This window comes from Vibrio sp. PNB23_22_6 (genome assembly GCF_052877535.1).
In genome coordinates, this window is sequence record NZ_JBNFXP010000016.1 from 52,248 (window position 1) to 70,393 (window position 18,146).

Consider the following 18,146-nt stretch of genomic DNA (forward strand, 5'->3'; position numbering starts at 1 on the left):
ACTCAAGTGACTAAACGATTCTCACCCCTTCAGGCATCGCACGCTCCGGAGTTCGCAATGCGCTTTCTGATTCGTCATCCGTTTCCGCACAAAGCAACATGCATTCTGACGTTTCAGCACGCATTTTTGCTTTCGCTAGGTTACACAGCACCACCACTTGTTTGCCCATTAACTCTACTTCTGTGTAGTACGGTACTAGGCTAGTCACGGTTTTCAGCGTTTTCTCACCCACATCAATCTGCACAATGTACAACGTGTCTGCGCTTTCATGGCGAGCAACCTCGATGATGTTTCCGGTACGGATCTCTAGCTTTGCAAAGTCTGAGTAAGCGATAGTTTCCATCATTAAAATTTCAGTAAAGCTTTACTAAAAAGATAACGTTTACACTAGCAGTGAACCTAATAGTTACAATCGGTAAAGGTCTCATTTTAGAAAGTGATTCCCACATCCAATTGCACTTATTACACAAAGGGTGTTTAATACTCTTGTTATCATTTTTAGCCCACACAAAGGTCCCTCATGGCAACAATTAAGGATGTCGCGAAAGAAGCAGGCGTATCGGTCGCAACCGTATCACGCGTGATCAACAAATCGCCGAAAGCGAGCCAATCTTCTATTGATGCCGTCACACTAGCAATGGGCAAGCTAGGATACCGACCGAATGCCGCTGCGCGTGCACTGGTAAGCCAAAGCACCAATACCATGGGCGTACTTGTGGGTGATGTATCCGATCCTTTCTTCGGCACTATGGTCAAATCCATTGATAACGTAGCGCGTGAGAATGGCAAACACATTCTGATCGGGAATGGTTATCACAGCCCAGATGACGAGCGCCAAGCGTTAGAGCTTCTGATCAATAGCCGCTGTGAAGCGATTGTGATTCACTCTAAAGGTCTGTCTGATGACGAGCTGATTGGTTACGCCAAAGAAGTGAAAGGCATGGTGCTGATCAACCGCCATATCCCAGAGTTGGCAGAGCGTTGCATTTCTCTTGATAACCGCAAAGGTGCTTACTTAGCCACGGAATATCTGATTCGCCATGGTCACACCAAAATCGCATGTATCGCATCATCGCATGACATCGAAGATACCGACGAGCGTTTGCAAGGCTACCAAGCCGCGCTGAAAGATCATGATATCGAACTGGCAAAAAACTATATCGAATATGGCGAGCCAAACAGTGATGGCGGCGAAACGGCAATGACTAACCTTCTGACTAAATCGCTCGAAATAACTGGTGTGGTGGCTTACAACGATTACATGGCAGCAGGTGCACTGGCCGCATTAGACCAAAACGGCATTGACGTACCAGAACAAGTCTCTATGGTTGGCTTTGATGACGGCTTAATTGCTCGCTTCGTGAATCCAAGTTTAACCACAATTCGCTACCCAATAGAGATGATGGCAGAACACGCTGCACGCTTAGCGTTGGCATTATCGCGTAATGAGCGAGTGGAAGATGACACTATCATCTTTAGCCCAACATTAGTGCGTCGTAACTCGGTGGATCGCCTTTAAGGTGCTGTTCTAACAAAAAACCAGACGGAACATAAAGAAAAAGCTCTACCACCGAAGTGGCAGAGCTTTTTCATTTTGGGGTATTTTGAGTGAGCCTTGTTTTTGCGACCTTTAGATTAGCTTTTGACCTACTTTGATCAAAAAAATCACAGCAACCCAAAAGCACTAAAAGGTACTGGTCGCCTAGAAAGCAAACTGATAAGTGGTGCAGAAGCGGTATTCTTGTTCAGGCTCAAGAATACAGCTTGGCTGCGCCCACTCAGCATGGTTTGGCGAATCTGGTAAAAACTGCGTTTCTAACGCCAGACCCGCGTAATCTTGGTATTCACCGCCACGACGATTTGGTGCGCCGGCTAACCAGTTGCCCGTGTACAATTGCATCGCAGGTTTATTGGTCACCACCGACAAGTGTACTTTTTCGTCTGGCGAAACCACCAGCGCAACCGGTTTTGACACATCACGATGAGCATCAAATAGGTAGCTGTGGTCATACCCTTTGGCGACTATTTGCTGTTCATCTTGTAAGAAGTGCTCTGAAACTGGTTTTTCACATCTAAAGTCAAACCCTGTACCTTGCACATCTTGCAGCGCACCAAGCGGAATACCGACCTCGTTGGTTGGCAGATATTGGCTTGCCGCGATACTTAAACGGTGAGAGCGACAATCTAAGTCCGCTTCAGCGCCCAACAAATTAAAGTAAGCATGGTTAGTCAGATTCACCGGTGTTGCTTTATCTGTTCTAGCGACATACGCAATGCTCACCTGATTATCGTCAGTCAGTGTGTACGTCACTTGCACTTCAAGGTTCCCCGGGAAACCTTGGTCGCCATCTTCAGACAACAAAGCAAACGTCACCTGTTGCTCCGATTGTGCTTCAATCTTCCAACGACGCTTATCGAAACCGGCTTGCCCACCATGCAAACAGTTACCAGCTTGGTTGGTGGAAACGTGAAATGTTTCGCCATTCACATCAAAAAGACCATTGGCGATGCGATTTGCGTAACGTCCTACCGTGACCCCCATGTAGCTCTGCTGCCGCATAAAGCTTTCCATCGACCCCACCCCGAGCAGTACTTCGCGCAATTCCCCGCACGCCAAAGGTAAACGACAACTCAACCATGTCGCACCGATATCCATAAAGGTCACGCGCATGCCGGTGTTATTTTTCAGTTCGACCACATTGGCAGGCCGACCATCAAAGGCGGCCTGCTGCGTCATCGTGATAGTTAATGGCTCAGTCATCTCTTGCTCCTACTGCGGCTTAACGTCTTTGTTGCTAGAGTCTTGGGTTAAAGCACTTCGACTAAACCTGCGCCGTTTTTCGCTTGGCACACGTAGATGGACTCTTTCAAACCCGTTGCCGCTTGGTATTTCGCTTCAACCGTTGCTTTCACTTTATCCACTAGTGCTGGTGGCACAAGTGCAACGATACAACCACCGAAGCCGCCGCCCGTCATACGCACGCCGCCTTGCTCACCGATCACCTCTTTCACCATCTCAACCAAGGTATCGATTTCTTTGACTGTGATTTCGAAATCGTCACGCATGGAAGCATGAGACTCCGCCATCAGTTCACCCATACGCTTCATGTCATGTGCACGAAGTGCTTGCGCGGCTTCTACCGTGCGATCGTTTTCTGTGATCACGTGACGAGCGCGTTTTGCCACCATTTCATCTAGTTCAGAAACTTTCTCGTTAAACTGCTCAATGGTCACATCACGCAGCGCTTTCACACCGAAGATGCGCGCCGCTTCTTCACACTGCTCACGGCGCGTGTTGTATTCACTGTCTACCAAGCCGCGTTTTTTGTTCGAGTTAATGATAACAACGGCCATATCTTCAGGCATGGATACCGCCGTCGTTTCCAAACTGCGGCAATCTAAAAGCATCGCATGATTCGCTTGCCCTTCCGCCGAAATCATCTGGTCCATAATGCCGCAGTTACAGCCTACGAATTCGTTCTCTGCTTGCTGCCCATTTAGCGCGATTTCCGCTTGGCTGATTTCTAGATTGAAAAGCACTTTGAACGTTTGGCCGATCACCACTTCCAATGCCGCTGATGAACTCAAACCCGCACCTTGAGGTACGTTACCGCTGACTGAAATGTCCGCACCAGAAAATTGGTAGCCACGAGCAAGAAGACACTTCACCACACCGCGAATGTAGTTCGCCCACATTTTATCTTGTTGGAAAGTGATTTCTTGAGTGATATCGAACTCATCAACCGCATTGCCGTAATCCACCGAAACCACGCGCACTAGGTTGTCTTCACGCTTCGCTGCTGCCACCACTGTTTGGTAGTTGATCGCACATGGCAATACAAAACCATCGTTGTAGTCCGTGTGCTCACCAATCAGGTTTACACGGCCTGGTGCTTGGATAATGTGGCTTGGTACGTAGCCCAGCACTTGTTCAAAAGAAGTTTTCACGTTTTGGATTAAATCAGACATAGTAGAATCTCAGCATAAAATTTTTGTTTGAATTCTCGACTGCTTTCATATCTCGCAATCAGAAACGACCTATTTGATTGTCTAACATTTGTCATTCCGGACGAGCCCTAGCGAGCATCTGGAATCTACGTTCAGCGCACTCTGATGGTAGATTCTGCATCACGTTCGTTCCTCGCTGTACGGAATGACATATTTCGTATTTATCGTTAGTTACTGCTCTTTGTAATGCACATCGCTTAAATCACGCAGACGCTGGGCCGCTTGCTCTGCGGTGAGATCACGTTGGCTTTCTGCCAGCATTTCATAACCCACCATGAACTTGCGAACCGATGCACTACGCAGTAGTGGCGGGTAGAACAGCGCATGCAGTTGCCAGTGATCTATGTCTGTCCCCTCTTCAAAGAACGGGGCGTAATGCCAACCCATTGAGTAAGGGAAAGAACATTGGAATAGGTTGTCGTAACGGCTCGTCAGCTTTTTGATTGCAACAGCAAGATCGTCTCGCTGCTCTTCGCTGAGCTCACTCATGCGGCGAATGTGCGTTTTAGGAAGCAACATGGTTTCAAATGGCCACGCCGCCCAGTAAGGCACGACTGCTAGCCAATGTTCGGTTTCTACCACAATGCGAGAACCGTCTTTACGTTCAGCTTGAACGTAGTCCACCAGTAGGTTGGTGCCATTTTCTTGGTAGTACGCTTTTAAGTTGTGCTCTTTGCGCTCGATTTCGTTTGGTAAGAAGCTATTCGCCCAGATTTGACCGTGTGGGTGAGGCTGAGAACAGCCCATGGTTTCACCTTTGTTCTCAAACGCCTGAACCCAAACGTAGTCTTGCCCTAGCTCTTCGATTTGATCATTCCAGGTATCAATCACGCCACGGATTTTGTCGACCGGTAGCTCAGGCAAAGTTTTGCTGTGATCAGGCGAGAAACAAATCACTCGGCTCAAACCGCGCACACCTTGCGTTTTGAACAGTGGGTTATCTGACTCAGGTGCATCTGGAGAGTCCACCATCAGTGCTGCGAAGTCATTTTGGAACACGTACGTGCCTTGGTAATCTGGGTTTACATCACCAGAAATACGCTCGTTGGTTGGACAAAGGAAACACTTCTCGTCGTAGCTTGGTAGCTCATCAATTGCAGGCTTCTCATCAGCGCCACTCCAAGGGCGTTTTGCACGATGCGGTGACACCAAAATCCACTGACCCGTTAGCGGGTTATAGCGACGGTGTGGGTGATCTACTGGGTTAAATTCAACATTCGACATCTTACTTACTCAACTTTTTCGCTTTTGGTGTCAGAACCAAAATTCATCAATCTGCTTGCTAGAGATTCCCTACTCCGCTCGTCCCTCGCTCTAGGGAATGACAAAGTTCATAGCTCAACGTTGTCATTCCACAATCGAGGCACGAGATGTCTGGAATCTCTAATTATTTAGTAACCTTGCGGGTTGTTTGACTGCCAGTTCCACGTATCTGCCGTCATTTCCGCAACACTGCGCGTCGCTTTCCAACCGAGGTCTCGCTCCGCTTTATCTGTACTTGCCCAGCATTCTGCAATGTCACCCGGGCGACGAGGACAAAGCTCGTAAGGCACTGGATTACCACAAGCCATTGCGAACGCTTCTACCATCTCAAGCACGCTAGAGCCTTTGCCCGTGCCTAGGTTGTAAATGTGCAAGCCGGCTTTTTCACCTACCGATTTCAGCGCTGCGATATGGCCATCAGCCAAATCCATCACGTGGATGTAATCACGCACGCCTGTGCCATCCGGCGTTGGGTAGTCATTGCCAAATACCGACAGTTTTTCGCGGCGGCCTACTGCCACTTGCGCGATAAACGGCATCAAGTTGTTCGGGATGCCCTGAGGGTCTTCACCCATGGTGCCCGATGGGTGCGCACCAACTGGGTTGAAATAGCGCAGCAAAGTCACGCTCCAGTCGTTTTCTGCATTGAACAGATCACTCAAGCACTCTTCCACCGTGTACTTGCTGCGACCGTATGGGTTAGTGGTCGCCCCCGTTGGAGAGTCTTCCGTAATCGGCACAATGTCAGGATCGCCGTAAACCGTTGCCGATGAGCTAAATACAATGCTTTTCACGCCCGCTTTACGCATGCTGCGCGCCAACACCAGTGATCCATTAACGTTGTTGTCGTAGTACTCCAATGGTTTCGCGACGGATTCGCCCACCGCTTTCAGACCAGCAAAGTGAATCACAGCTTGAATGTCATGTTTGGCAAATACTGAGTCCAAAAAGGCTTCATCACGAATGTCGCCTTGGTAGAAAGTTGGTTGCTTACCGGTTAGCGCTTCAATGCGGCTTAACACTTCCACTTTGGCATTACACAAATTGTCGACAATGATTGGCTCCATACCCGCTTCAATCATCTGTACACATGTGTGACTGCCGATGTACCCCATACCGCCTGTGACAAGAACTTTCACTATTGCTTCTCCACGATTGCTGCTTATGCTCAGTTAGATGCCCATGGTTAGCAAAGCCTAATTAACCAACCACTAGCAAAACCGTCCATTTCTTAACTGGCTAGAAGTCTACCAATCAAATCCGATCTAATTCCGTGATCAGTTTCAAATAGTGTAAACGTTTCCACCAAATAATAAAGAAACGTAGCAAGAAGGAATGAGTTTAGTAAAACCCCCTTCTGTTAGACCAAACTCGGCTCTTGAAAGGCGATGAGATTTCGACGAAGGACCAGAGTAAACCGTTTTACTAAACGTTTGTGCATTCGTAACTAGCTGTTTAAAATAGTTGAATTTCTCACTGGGACAGTGAGGCCTGCCTACGGGAAGTACACATGGCAACATTAAAAGATATCGCTACCGAAGCGGGCGTTTCACTTGCAACCGTATCACGCGTGTTGAATGACGACCCGACGCTAAGCGTAAAAGATGCAACGAAACACCGAATCTTAGAAATTGCTAGAAAGCTCGAATACCGTACCAGCAGTTCCAAGAAAGCCACCAAAGAGGCGAAGCAAAACCACCACTTTTTGGCCTTGTACAACTACAAGCAAGAAGCGGAAGTGAATGACCCATACTACTTATCAATTCGCCACGGAATTGAAACCCAATGTGACAAACTGGGGATCACGCTAACGAATTGCTACAACAGTGACATTGACGTTGAAACACAAAAGATCACCGGGGTCCTATTAGTCGGCAAAATCGAAAATGCCATCATCAGCAAACTGCCAAAGCGTCTTGCTGACAGCATTTGCTACATCGACTTCTCGGATGATAACAGCACTTACGACTGCATTGATGTCGATCTTGACCATATCAGTAAGCAAGTGATCACATTTTATATCCAGCAAGGCTATGAACGGATTGGTTTTATCGGTGGTCAACGTGAGACTGGCACAACAGACATGCGTGAAAACGCATTTGTTGAATATGGCAAACTAAAAGGTGTGGTATCTGAAACCGATATTTATCGTGGTGACTTATCCAGTTTATCGGGTTACAACTTAACAAAAGCAATGCTCGCCAAAGGTGATTTCCCGAAAGCGCTATTCATTGCTTCTGATCCAATAGCGATTGGCGTGTTGCGCGCTATTCATGAATTTGGTTTAAACATCCCACAAGATATTGCGTTGATCAGTCTCAATGACATTCCAACAGCACGCTTTACTTTCCCTCCTCTTTCCACGGTCCGTATTCACTCTGAAATGATGGGCGCACAGGGCGTGAACTTATTGGTCGAAAAGTATCGAGACAAAAGAGAAGTACCACTTAAAGTTTACGTATCAAGTAAATTAAAGCTGAGAGGCACGACCAAGCCACAATAAAGACTGGAATACTCTTTTCTTTAACGCACTGTAATTTCAGTGCTTTTTAACATTTCATTTTCAACGTCTCATTTATTCCGCGCAGCTATCTCGATATACAATTTGACTACGCTTAAGTTAAACGTTTTCACAACATTTGTATGAGAGAAGCATTTACGATCCGAACTATTTGGAGGTCACAATTTCTGCGACTAATTCCCGCAGCCATAATCCTTTATCTTCATTATTTCGACTGGTGTGCCACAACATCGCAATGTCAAAATCAGCGACAGCAATAGGTGGCTTCACAGTAACTAAATCGTCAGAAAAACCATCCGACAACGCCATTTTCTCTGGAACAATCGCAATCAGTTCACGCTGTTTGAGTAAATTTCGAATAGTAAGAAAATTGCGCGAGGCAACCGTTACCTTGCGGCTCAAACCATGTTCGGCGAGCTTTTTGTCTACTTGTGTACTTAAACTGCCGTCAGGGCTCACTAAGGCTTGTTCAATATTGGCAAAAGCCGAAATCGACAACTCGCTTTCTCCTTTCAATACCCGCTTGTCACACAAGCAGACATGCTTTTCTGTGTACAGGTACTGGCTATCAAAGTTGTCATCAAGCACTGGCATGCTGCCAATGATGACGTCCAACTTGTCGTTCTCAGTAATCGTGACATAGTTACTGCGGTTGACATTGATAAAACTGATTTGCGCTTCTGGTGCGCGTTTGCGGATCTCATCATAAAGCTGTGGGGCGAAGATGAACTCGGCGTAATCCGTCAGACCAACCCGACACACTCCAGTGTAGTTTTCTGGCTGAAATACCGACTTAGTCAGTAAGTCTTTGGCAATCGAGTCGAGCAAATGATGCACGGTCGGAGCAATGTGATGCGCATGCTCGGTCGGATCCATCTTGTGGCCCTTGCGCTCAAACAACGGATCATCAAACAACAATCTCAAACGCGATAAACTATGGCTCATTGCCGACTGACTCACGAAACTCATTTCTGCCGCTAAACTGACGCTGCGATAACGATAAAGATAAGAGAACGTCACCAACAAATTTAAATCGATATTGCGCCACTGGATATCATCTTTCACTCAACACACCTAATCCCATTTCATTCATAGATGAAATTAAAACTATTAATTTGAGTCATTTTAGAGCATTCGATAAATTAGCAACAATGCTTTTAGATAATCAGGCTCAACATGTTTACCATTTTTAAAACCTTTTTTTGGCTTGGTTGGATCAGTTTCGGTGGCCCTGCGGCGCACATCGGTTACTTCCGCCAAACGTTCGTTGAAAAACTCAAATGGATCGAAGACAGCGAATACGCTCAAATCGTGGCGTTAAGTCAATTTCTACCAGGCCCTGGCTCAAGCCAAGTTGGCTTTGCGCTAGGCTACAAGCGTGGTGGTCTGGGTGGCGCGTGCATGGCGTTTCTTGGTTTCACGCTGCCTTCAGTGATGATTATGTTGGCGCTTGCGATGGTGAGTAGCCAAATTACCGATACCGCACTGTTCCAAAACATCGTTCACGGCTTGAAATTGCTTGCGGTTGTGGTTGTGGCTGATGCCACTTGGGGGATGTACAAAAACTTCTGCCAAAGCAAGCTGACCGCTGGTTTATGTGTGGCAACCGCCATTGCCCTTTTGCTGGCACCAAGCATCATGACGCAAATGCTCGTGTTGGTTGTGGCCGGTTTGATTGGTACTCAATACCTAAAGAAAGAATCAGCAGCACCGGTTGAACCGTTTAAACCAACCATCGCCCCACTCGCTCTGTTCGCGGTCCTATTGATTGGTCTGCCGTTTGTGGCGCACACCATGCCGATGCTCGGTTTGTTCAGTGATTTCTTCCAGGCAGGCAGTTTGGTATTTGGTGGCGGTCATGTGGTGCTTCCGCTGCTGCAGAATATCGTTGGTGACCAACTCAGCCAAGATGCCTTTCTAACGGGGTACGCAGCTGCGCAGGCGGTACCAGGGCCGATGTTTACCTTCGCCACTTACATTGGTTACGAACTCTCCGATGCGCCAATTCTAGGTGCACTAGTGGCAACGTTAGGGGTTTTCCTGCCAGGCTTCTTGTTACTGCTTGGCGTACTAAAGAACTGGCAAGCACTGGCGGGTAAACCGGTCATCTCTGGCGCAATTAATGGCGTCAACGCATCGGTGGTGGGCCTGCTACTAGCAGCACTTTACCAACCCGTATTCAGCAGCGCGGTTATCGCCCCCATCGACATCGCCCTAGTCATTGCGGGTTTCTATCTGCATAAGAAGCTCAACTTGTCTGTGCTGTGGATGATTGTTTTCTTTGTTGGTGCTGGCATTGCTCAAGGCATGATGTAAAAGGATTTGCAGCAAAAAAAGCGCACACGGGTATTCCCTTGTGCGCTTTTTTATTCTTGATAGCTTTTTGCTCATTATTTAGTATAAAAATGAAAGACCGAAAGCAAGCTATAGATAAACTTGACATAGCACACAGTTACCAAAAATAGTTCCAAACATTTACATCAAACAATGGAAAAAAACAAACATAACAATAAAATAGTTAGAAGATATGAGGTTGTAGAAGCTACTATCAAAACACAAAAAAGATAAAATGCAGCCTAACTATTTATCGATAAAGTAGCTTAATTTAACTTTATCAAACCTTAAAGAACAGTCACCAACCAGATTAATTCACACCATATTTAACAGAAATGAATTCTTGAGTACAGAACCACTATGAAAAATTATAACAAGGTTGATATTAGAATATTGGTCGGTATGTTTCTAGCAGCATTCATCAACTTCAACAAGCCATTTTATGGATCCTTATTTTTACTTTTCTTTGAGCTATCAATTCTTCATATCATTTACTCTAACCCAAAATTAATAAAACAACGTGTAAGCACTGCATTTAACAAAAATCAACTCATCGCACCTACTGCATTTGTCTTGCTTGCAACCATATCAACTCTCATTCTATTAATGAGCAATGCAAGTAATACTCAACAAATTCTTGGTATCATAAGGTACTTCAGTATTATTGCTCATATATTTTTTACTCTCACACTTTCGGTATACTTCCTTACTCAAGAACAAAACAGAAAAATATTCACGCCTCTACCAGCATCCATTATTACAGTAGTGATATTCATCTTCATTGATTACCACTTTAATCCTTACAGTGTAATGTTTAGCGAACCAAATAGAGTAATCGTTGCTTATAACATCAGATACTTAGGATATATTGCAATGTTGGGTTGCCTCTACTGTGCAATAAAAATGCTTCAATGCCGAATTATGAGCAAGAAACATTTATGGATTAGTATCGTATTTTCTATCAATTTCTCCCTATTAATTTGGTTAGGAGGGAGGGGGGCTATCGTTGCCTTCATCTTTTCATTTTTAGTATCACTTATAGTTATAAACCAAAATTCACTTGATAAATATAAGCACTTAACCGCTATTTTGGCTCTTATAGCTTTATCATACTTAATCTCGATTCCGCTTAGTGTTTTTCCTTGGAATGGTCCAAATCGCTTCATGTTTTTATCTCAAGTACATGATGCATCAATAAATCAGGTATCTAGTGGTCGTATAGCCTTATGGCTAGAATCAATTAGCCTTATCATTCAAAAGCCTTTATTCGGTTATGGGCCAGAGGCTCATGTATTCGAAACAAAGATCGGCTTTCTACAACCCCACAACTTCCTACTTCAATCGCTATTAGAGTTTGGCCTTCTAGGCACAGCACCGATTTTACTTATGCTCTACTACATTACAAAAAGCGCTATCATCAATGCATTAATAGACTCTACAGCTAATAACCTATATGCCTGTGGTCTAATTATCGCAATAATTTCCCATAGCTTTTATGATGGAACTCTTTACCATGCCCCACCTTTACTCATAATGTGTATCGCATCTTCTTACGTTCTTTCCGTGACGTTGAAACGCAATATCCCTTTAACAAACCACCAAATCGCTAACGTTGCGAAAAATGAGACATAACCTAAAGAAAGAATCAGCAGCACCAGTTGAACCGTTTAAACCAACCATCGCCCCACTCGCTCTGTTCGCGGCCCTATTGATTGGTCTGCCGTTTGTGGCGCACACCATGCCGATGCTCGGTTTGTTCAGCGATTTCTTCCAGGCAGGCAGTTTGGTATTTGGTGGCGGCCATGTGGTACTTCCGCTGCTGCAGAATATCGTTGGTGACCAACTCAGCCAAGATGCCTTTCTAACAGGATACGCAGCGGCGCAGCCGGTACCAGGGCCGATGTTTACCTTCGCCACTTACATTGGTTACGAACTCTCCGATGCGCCAATTCTAGGTGCATTAGTGGCAACGTTAGGGGTTTTCCTGCCAGGCTTCTTGTTACTGCTTGGCGTACTAAAGAACTGGCAAGCACTGGCGGGTAAACCGGTCATCTCTGGCGCAATTAATGGCGTCAACGCATCGGTGGTGGGCCTGCTACTAGCAGCACTTTACCAACCCGTATTCAGCAGTGCGGTTATCGCCCCCATCGACATCGCCCTTGTCATTGCAGGTTTCTATCTGCATAAGAAGCTCAACTTGTCTGTGCTGTGGATGATTGTTTTCTTTGTTGGTGCAGGTCTGCTATTAGGCAGTCTATAAGCCCCTATCCATTAAAAAAGAAGAGGAGCTTTTTAACAAAGCTCCTCTACTTTTATAGACTAAAGACTAACGTCCATTTTTAATCACTGACTGCCTATCTCGTGATAGGCATGGACTCTGAGTCTGTTCTTAGTTGCATCAATGCTCGTTCCAAGTTTTCATTGGCCACTTTGTAGTAGTACGGCTTTTTATCGATGGCTTGCTGGAAATAGGTGACGGCTTGTGCCGACTTTCCTTGTAGCATCATGAAATAGCCAACATTATTAAGGGCTTCTGGTGCTTCCATAATTCGCATGAACACATTTAAAGCGCTCTTATCATCGTTTTGTGCTAGGTATATTAACGCTAAATTATTCTGAGCTTTATCATTGTTTGCATCTAGCTTAATGGCTTGTAGGGTATAATGCCTAGCTTTTGCATAATTTCCTTCCATATAGTAGGAATAGCCCATATTCATCATCGCTTTGCTTGATCTTGGCTTAATTTCCAAGGCATAACGATAAAGTGCCTGTGCTATTGAATGCTGAGCATCTAAGTCGTAGAGGATGCCTAGCCCTAAATAAGCTAATGCTGGAGAGTTCTCATCACGTTTTAAACTCTCCAACTGTTTTATTGATGTGTCGTAGCTAAATGAAAAACGGCTATTTAAACGAACCTGATCCGCATTAATCGCTCGAGAAAAATAAATAAGCCCATTTTCCACATCGCCTTTCTTACTATAGTCTCGACCAAGCTTTTCTAAAACTTCAACATTATTGGGGTTCGTTTCAAGAGCTAAAAGTAGCGCTTTCTCGGCGAGTTCATGATTACCACGAGCCGAGTGTATTTGACCAACCTTTAATAACGCTTTATCTCGATATACGCCATTAACAAACTCCAGAGCCGATATATAGTGATACAGAGCCAAATCGGTGTTTTTTAGGCTTAATGCTGCATCGCCACGTTTAATCGCATCTAGCTCGGATAAAGGTTTCTCCTCAATATTTAGAGTATCAATCGGCCTTCCTTGATAGAGTTCACTATAAAAAGGCGCTTTATGCTCACTGCTAGAGCACGCCGCCAAAAAAAACAAAAAGGAAATAATAATACTTTTTTGCATAATACCTCTTCCTTATAAATTAATAGACTTAAAAGCATCGAAGATAGCTAGTAATGCAGGTCCAACGACAACAATAAAAAACGATGGCCAAATGCAAACGATCATAGGAAAAATCATCTTCGTCGGTATCTTAGCTGCAATTTCTTCAAGCTCTTGATTACGTTTATCTCTGTAATCTTCAGTATAATCACGCAAAGTTTGCGCAATGCTACCACCAAGCTTAGCTGCATGAGAAAGCATGCTGACCAACCCGGTTAGCTCAATAACTCCCGTGCGTTCTACAAAGTCTCTGAACGCTAGCGGCATTTCATAACCTGATTTGATTTTTACACACACAATATCTAGTTCTTCCGCTAAATCGGGATGAGATAAACTTAACTCTTGACTCACTCGGTTTAGCGCCATATTCAGCCCTAACCCAGATTCGGTACACACCACTAATAAATCAAGCGCATCAGGGACGCCTCGTTTAATTCTTTTCTGACGGTCATTTACCAATCTATCCAATACGATATTAGGTATGAACATACCTACCCCAGCGCCAAGGGTACCAATAATAAACACGTTTTGTTCAGTTCCTGAATACAGATAGTAAAGTGCAGCACATAGTAAACCAAAGAACATAACCACTATTTTTATTGCGTAATAAAACGAAATGGCGCTTTCATGGTGAAAGCCTGCTCGAATCAAACGCAAACGGGTACCTTCACGCTCCTTACTATTACTGGGGACGAGTAATGGTGAAACAGCCTCTAACTTTTTGTGAAAGTTACTATATTTTCTTTCTGGCTTAAGGCCGTCTATTGATAAGGTATCAAGTCTTTTTTGTAGCGAACGCTGGCTGCCCGTAATGACAAAGAAAATGGCCGATACTACACAAATGGTCGACACCAAAACCATTAGCAGTATAAGGTTTTCTGAGCCAAACCAACTCTCAATTAATGGGGAAAGCGTCTCCATGCTCTACACCTCTATATTAATAATTTTCTTTATCCACAACGCACCTAGAGTGATACCACCTATCCCATACATAATAAGTTCAATACCCCTAGGATCACTTATCAAAGGTTTGGTAAAGTCAGGATCAACAATATTTAGCATTACAAACACTACAAAAGGAACTAATATCAAAATCCACGCTGACATGCGGCTCTCTGCTGATAGCGTTCTAATTTTACGCGCCAATTTAAAACGGGCACGAAGCACGGAAGATACTTTATCTAAGTTTTCAGCTAAATTACCCCCGGTCTCTTTTTGCAATAATAGTGCACTCGAAAAAGCGAGCATTGATACGGTAGGGTTGCGCTCAACCATTTGTATAATCGCCAACCGGATGTCATAGCCAAAGTTTAATAAATTGAATGTTTGGCGAAACTCACTGGCAATAGGATCACTAAGCTCATTGCCTACTTCATAGAAAGCTTGATTAATTGGATGACCCGTCAGCAACATTCGTTTCATCACATCCAATGCATCAGGGAATTGCTCTTCAAAAGCAGACAAGCGCTGTGCGGCGCGCTTTTCAATCACAAAATACCCAATAGGCCACCAAATGAATGGAAGGAAAATGATCATATAAACAGGCTGTTTAAGAAATAACATCACGAACATTGTCATTAACTGGATCAACATGACAACTATCAAGACCTTACCTAACGTCCAGTTAATCGATGCTAACTCGAGCTTTTTCTTTATCTTGGCCAAGAAACTAATCTGAACAAGTTTACGATCCAATGGTGAAAGTGACGTTAAATAATGCTCATTGAGCAAATTAACACTTTCTGGGTCTAAATTGGCTTGACTTTGCTTTAAGCGCTCAGCGATCGCAGAGTGCTTGGCTTTCTTTCCGGCTGAGGGCAGTAGCAAAGCCTGAGAGATAAGAAATACCGCGACGAACAACAAACCAAGAAAATAAAAATAGTGCTCTTGCATAACGCCTCCTAGCGGTTAGACTCGTTAAACAACTCAAATGGCAAGTGATAACCGCGTTTTGATAGAGCATCATGACATTGGGGAATGACTCCCGTTGCAGTGAAATAACCTTGAACATTGCCATCCTGATCAACACCGAGACGTTGAAATTTAAAAATTTCCGACATGGTGATCACTTCTCCTTCCATGCCATTAATCTCTGTCACGCTAACCATACGACGTCGACCATCTTCTTGACGCTCCATCTGAACCACCAAATGAATCGCAGAACAAATTTGCGCTCGGAGGTTTTTAGTGGAGATATTCCAACCCGCCATAGAAAACATATTCTCAACTCGGCTCAACGCATCCCTAGGCGTATTCGCGTGAATGGTGGCCAACGAACCATCATGACCCGTGTTCATCGCTGCCAGCATATCCACCGCTTCGCTTCCCCTCACCTCACCAAGCACTATTCGGTCAGGTCGCATCCGCAGTGAGTTTTTGACTAGCTCTCTTTGGGTGATCTCACCTTTGCCCTCTAAATTCGCCGGGCGAGTTTCTAACCTCACAACATGGGGTTGCTGAAGTTGCAGTTCTGCTGAATCTTCAATGGTAATGATTCGGTCTTCCGCTGGAATAAACCCCGAGAAAATATTTAATGTTGTGGTTTTCCCTGATCCGGTTCCTCCAGAAATGAGAATATTGAGCTCACCTTTCACGGCCGCCTCCACAAAACGCGCCATAGGTTCAGAAACCGATTCAAACGCCAGCAGGTTTTCCATGGTTAATTTATCAACAGCAAAACGACGAATCGATACCGAAGGGCCATCGAGTGCAAGGGGGGGAATGATGGCATTGACACGCGATCCATCGGCTAAACGAGCATCAACCATAGGTGACGCTTCATCAATGCGTCGTCCTACTTGGCTGACAATTCGGTCGATAATATTGCGCAAGTGACGATCATCAAGAAACGTATACGGCGTGCGTTCTAGTTTCCCTTTACGCTCAACATACACGCTTTTAGGGCCATTCACGAGAATGTCCGAGACGGTAGGATCATGCAACAAAGGCTCTAATGGGCCTAAGCCGAAGACTTCATCTTCGATCTGCTTAATGACTCTTTTACGCCCCTCTACGCTTAAAGCATGCGTGCCATCTTCCGCCATCAACTGCAAAACGGCTTCGTTAAGATCTCTTTTTGCACGCTCGTGTTCAAGGCTAGACAACAACGTTAAGTCAACGGTTTCTAACAAGCGTTGATGGTAATAGTGTTTCACGCTTAACTCGCTTTCTAACTGTTTGCGAGCCTGTTCCATCTCCCGTTGTTTCTGTTCCAACCTTACATCAACGTCCGTCTTTTCTCGGTCTGCCGACAATGAATCGCTAGTCCCTACAGCTGAGCTAAGAGGCTGCTGCTCATTCTTAACTTCCTGAAGTTGAAAGTCTGAATGTAAATTTTTTCTTTTGAAGAACATACCCACTCCTAACTCTAAGGACACTCTTAATTCTTGGAAAACAGACTCTTAAACCAACCTTGCGGTGCGTCCGTTTGAGGTAATAATTGTTGTGTGAGTTGAACGATCCCTTTCGACATTGCACTGCGTTTCTTCCCAACCACAAAAGGTTTGCCTAAATTGGCACTATCAATCGCCGCCTTAAAGTCATTCGGTATGCTGTGGATTTTTTTATGTGGGAAGGTCTTTTCGATATCACTCAATTTGATTTGCTGTTTTTTATCAAATCGATTCACAATTAATTCGATTTGATCCTTTGTAACACCATAATCAAAAGTGAGAGCCTTCAATATACGAGTGGTATTTTTCACGCTGACTAAATTTTGCTGCAGAGTGATAAACACCTTAGAGGCTTGGAAAAGTACCGGTAATACGTTGCGATCCACACCTGTCGACAAATCGACATACACATAGGGGTAAAATTGACGCAGTGTGGGAAGTAACTTGCCAAGTTGACCAAGTTTGTCAAAGTTATCGTTATTATTATCTTGCTTAAATGTCAGAATATCTAATCCCGTTGCATGCTTAGTGACTAAAGAATTTAACGACATCTCATCAAGGTCTGATAAATTATCTATGATATCAGTAATGCTATGCTTTGGCACAACATTCAAGTAGTCCGCCACTACACCATAGTGAATATCGAGATCAAGCAACAAAACTCGATGCTGACGTTGCGCCACTTCAACTGCAGAATTTAACGCTAACGTCGTCGCCCCCGCCCCCCCTTTCGCATTGACGAATACAAATAACTCACCAACCTGGCTTGTGGCTTGTTTTTCGTTCGCACATTGGTGTAACAAGGGCAAAAACTCATCTAACGGAGCATAACGAGAAAAGAAGTCTGTTGCGCCTAACCGCAATGAGGTTTTAAGCGCAGCGCTATCTGTCTCATCCCCGAACACCACTAATGACGTGCGATTTTCAGCATTAGACTCTACGGAGATTTGTTGCTGCAGCAATTGCTGAGCCTGAGTGATGATCTCTACCCACTGTGGTCCTGTTTCAACAAAGATCAAGTCCGGCATTGGCATTGGGGTTTGCTCCAACTGCTTAAGTTGACCAACACTCATCACTTGGAGCTGAACGCTTAGACAAGACATTAACTCTGTTTGTATATGTTGCTTAAAGATTTCATTCGCATGCAGTAACCAGACAACCAGTGTGCTCTCAAGCTGCGTATTGCCTCTTATTCCTCGCGGCATTGGGATGGCTTCACCCATAGTCTAC

The 18,146-nt window shown here is 44.8% G+C and carries 15 protein-coding genes and 1 pseudogene; 5 read left to right on the forward strand and 11 right to left on the reverse strand.

Annotation, left to right across the window (positions count from 1 at the left end; genetic code table 11):
- Positions 1-10: 10 nt before the first annotated feature.
- Entirely contained in the window at positions 11-343 is a 333-nt protein-coding gene (locus tag ACVA54_RS13295; RefSeq protein ID WP_119463556.1) for a tRNA-binding protein, read from the reverse strand.
- A gap of 177 nt (positions 344-520) precedes the next feature.
- On the opposite strand from ACVA54_RS13295, the gene ACVA54_RS13300 reads away from it, so the two are divergent.
- Entirely contained in the window at positions 521-1,519 is a 999-nt protein-coding gene (locus tag ACVA54_RS13300; RefSeq protein WP_099080231.1) for a substrate-binding domain-containing protein, read from the forward strand.
- Positions 1,520-1,702: 183 nt separating this feature from the next.
- Here ACVA54_RS13300 and galM read toward each other — a convergent pair whose 3' ends face one another.
- From galM to galE, 4 genes are all read right to left on the reverse strand, one after another.
- A complete protein-coding gene (galM, locus tag ACVA54_RS13305) occupies positions 1,703-2,761 on the reverse strand; it encodes a galactose-1-epimerase (RefSeq protein ID WP_446596131.1) in 1,059 nt (352 codons plus the stop codon).
- A 47-nt stretch (positions 2,762-2,808) separates the two neighbouring features.
- Positions 2,809-3,969, reverse strand: a complete 1,161-nt coding sequence (gene galK / locus ACVA54_RS13310; protein WP_446616969.1) for a galactokinase — start codon at positions 3,967-3,969, stop codon at positions 2,809-2,811.
- Positions 3,970-4,179: 210 nt separating this feature from the next.
- On the reverse strand, positions 4,180-5,232 hold the full coding sequence (locus ACVA54_RS13315) for a UDP-glucose--hexose-1-phosphate uridylyltransferase (RefSeq protein ID WP_446649672.1): 1,053 nt from the start codon (positions 5,230-5,232) through the stop codon (positions 4,180-4,182).
- Positions 5,233-5,399: 167 nt separating this feature from the next.
- Positions 5,400-6,410: a UDP-glucose 4-epimerase GalE gene (gene galE, locus ACVA54_RS13320; RefSeq protein WP_446649673.1), complete on the reverse strand. Its 1,011-nt coding sequence runs from the start codon at positions 6,408-6,410 to the stop codon at positions 5,400-5,402.
- A gap of 371 nt (positions 6,411-6,781) precedes the next feature.
- Between galE and ebgR the strand changes: the two genes are divergently transcribed.
- The gene (ebgR, locus tag ACVA54_RS13325; RefSeq protein ID WP_446619715.1) at positions 6,782-7,774 is read left to right on the forward strand and encodes a transcriptional regulator EbgR; all 993 of its coding nucleotides are present in this window, start codon (positions 6,782-6,784) and stop codon (positions 7,772-7,774) included.
- 165 nt (positions 7,775-7,939) lie between these two features.
- Here the strand turns inward: ebgR and ACVA54_RS13330 are convergent, their stop codons facing one another.
- The gene (locus ACVA54_RS13330; protein ID WP_446641288.1) at positions 7,940-8,857 is read right to left on the reverse strand and encodes a LysR family transcriptional regulator; all 918 of its coding nucleotides are present in this window, start codon (positions 8,855-8,857) and stop codon (positions 7,940-7,942) included.
- Positions 8,858-8,968: 111 nt separating this feature from the next.
- Here ACVA54_RS13330 and chrA point away from each other — a divergent pair, with 111 nt between their 5' ends.
- The 3 genes and pseudogenes from chrA to ACVA54_RS13345 form a co-directional block, all read left to right on the forward strand.
- Positions 8,969-10,108 (forward strand): chromate efflux transporter, encoded by a 1,140-nt coding sequence (gene chrA / locus ACVA54_RS13335; RefSeq protein ID WP_446649674.1) that lies wholly within the window; start codon positions 8,969-8,971, stop codon positions 10,106-10,108.
- Between the two features lie 378 nt (positions 10,109-10,486).
- Positions 10,487-11,758, forward strand: a complete 1,272-nt coding sequence (locus ACVA54_RS13340; protein ID WP_446649675.1) for an O-antigen ligase family protein — start codon at positions 10,487-10,489, stop codon at positions 11,756-11,758.
- A gap of 1 nt (position 11,759) precedes the next feature.
- Positions 11,760-12,386: pseudogene (locus ACVA54_RS13345) on the forward strand (chromate transporter); the annotation flags it as partial.
- Between the two features lie 94 nt (positions 12,387-12,480).
- Here the strand turns inward: ACVA54_RS13345 and ACVA54_RS13350 are convergent.
- From ACVA54_RS13350 to ACVA54_RS13370, 5 genes are read right to left on the reverse strand one after another with little or no spacing between them, the layout of a single operon-like run.
- Positions 12,481-13,485 (reverse strand): tetratricopeptide repeat protein, encoded by a 1,005-nt coding sequence (locus ACVA54_RS13350; protein ID WP_446649676.1) that lies wholly within the window; start codon positions 13,483-13,485, stop codon positions 12,481-12,483.
- Positions 13,486-13,497: 12 nt separating this feature from the next.
- On the reverse strand, positions 13,498-14,445 hold the full coding sequence (locus ACVA54_RS13355; protein ID WP_446649677.1) for a type II secretion system F family protein: 948 nt from the start codon (positions 14,443-14,445) through the stop codon (positions 13,498-13,500).
- 3 nt (positions 14,446-14,448) lie between these two features.
- Complete coding sequence (locus tag ACVA54_RS13360) at positions 14,449-15,417, reverse strand: type II secretion system F family protein (protein WP_446649678.1); 969 nt, start codon at positions 15,415-15,417, stop codon at positions 14,449-14,451.
- Between the two features lie 8 nt (positions 15,418-15,425).
- The gene (locus tag ACVA54_RS13365) at positions 15,426-16,877 is read right to left on the reverse strand and encodes a CpaF family protein (RefSeq protein WP_446649679.1); all 1,452 of its coding nucleotides are present in this window, start codon (positions 16,875-16,877) and stop codon (positions 15,426-15,428) included.
- A 26-nt stretch (positions 16,878-16,903) separates the two neighbouring features.
- Positions 16,904-18,139, reverse strand: a complete 1,236-nt coding sequence (locus tag ACVA54_RS13370; RefSeq protein WP_446649680.1) for an AAA family ATPase — start codon at positions 18,137-18,139, stop codon at positions 16,904-16,906.
- Positions 18,140-18,146 lie beyond the last annotated feature (7 nt).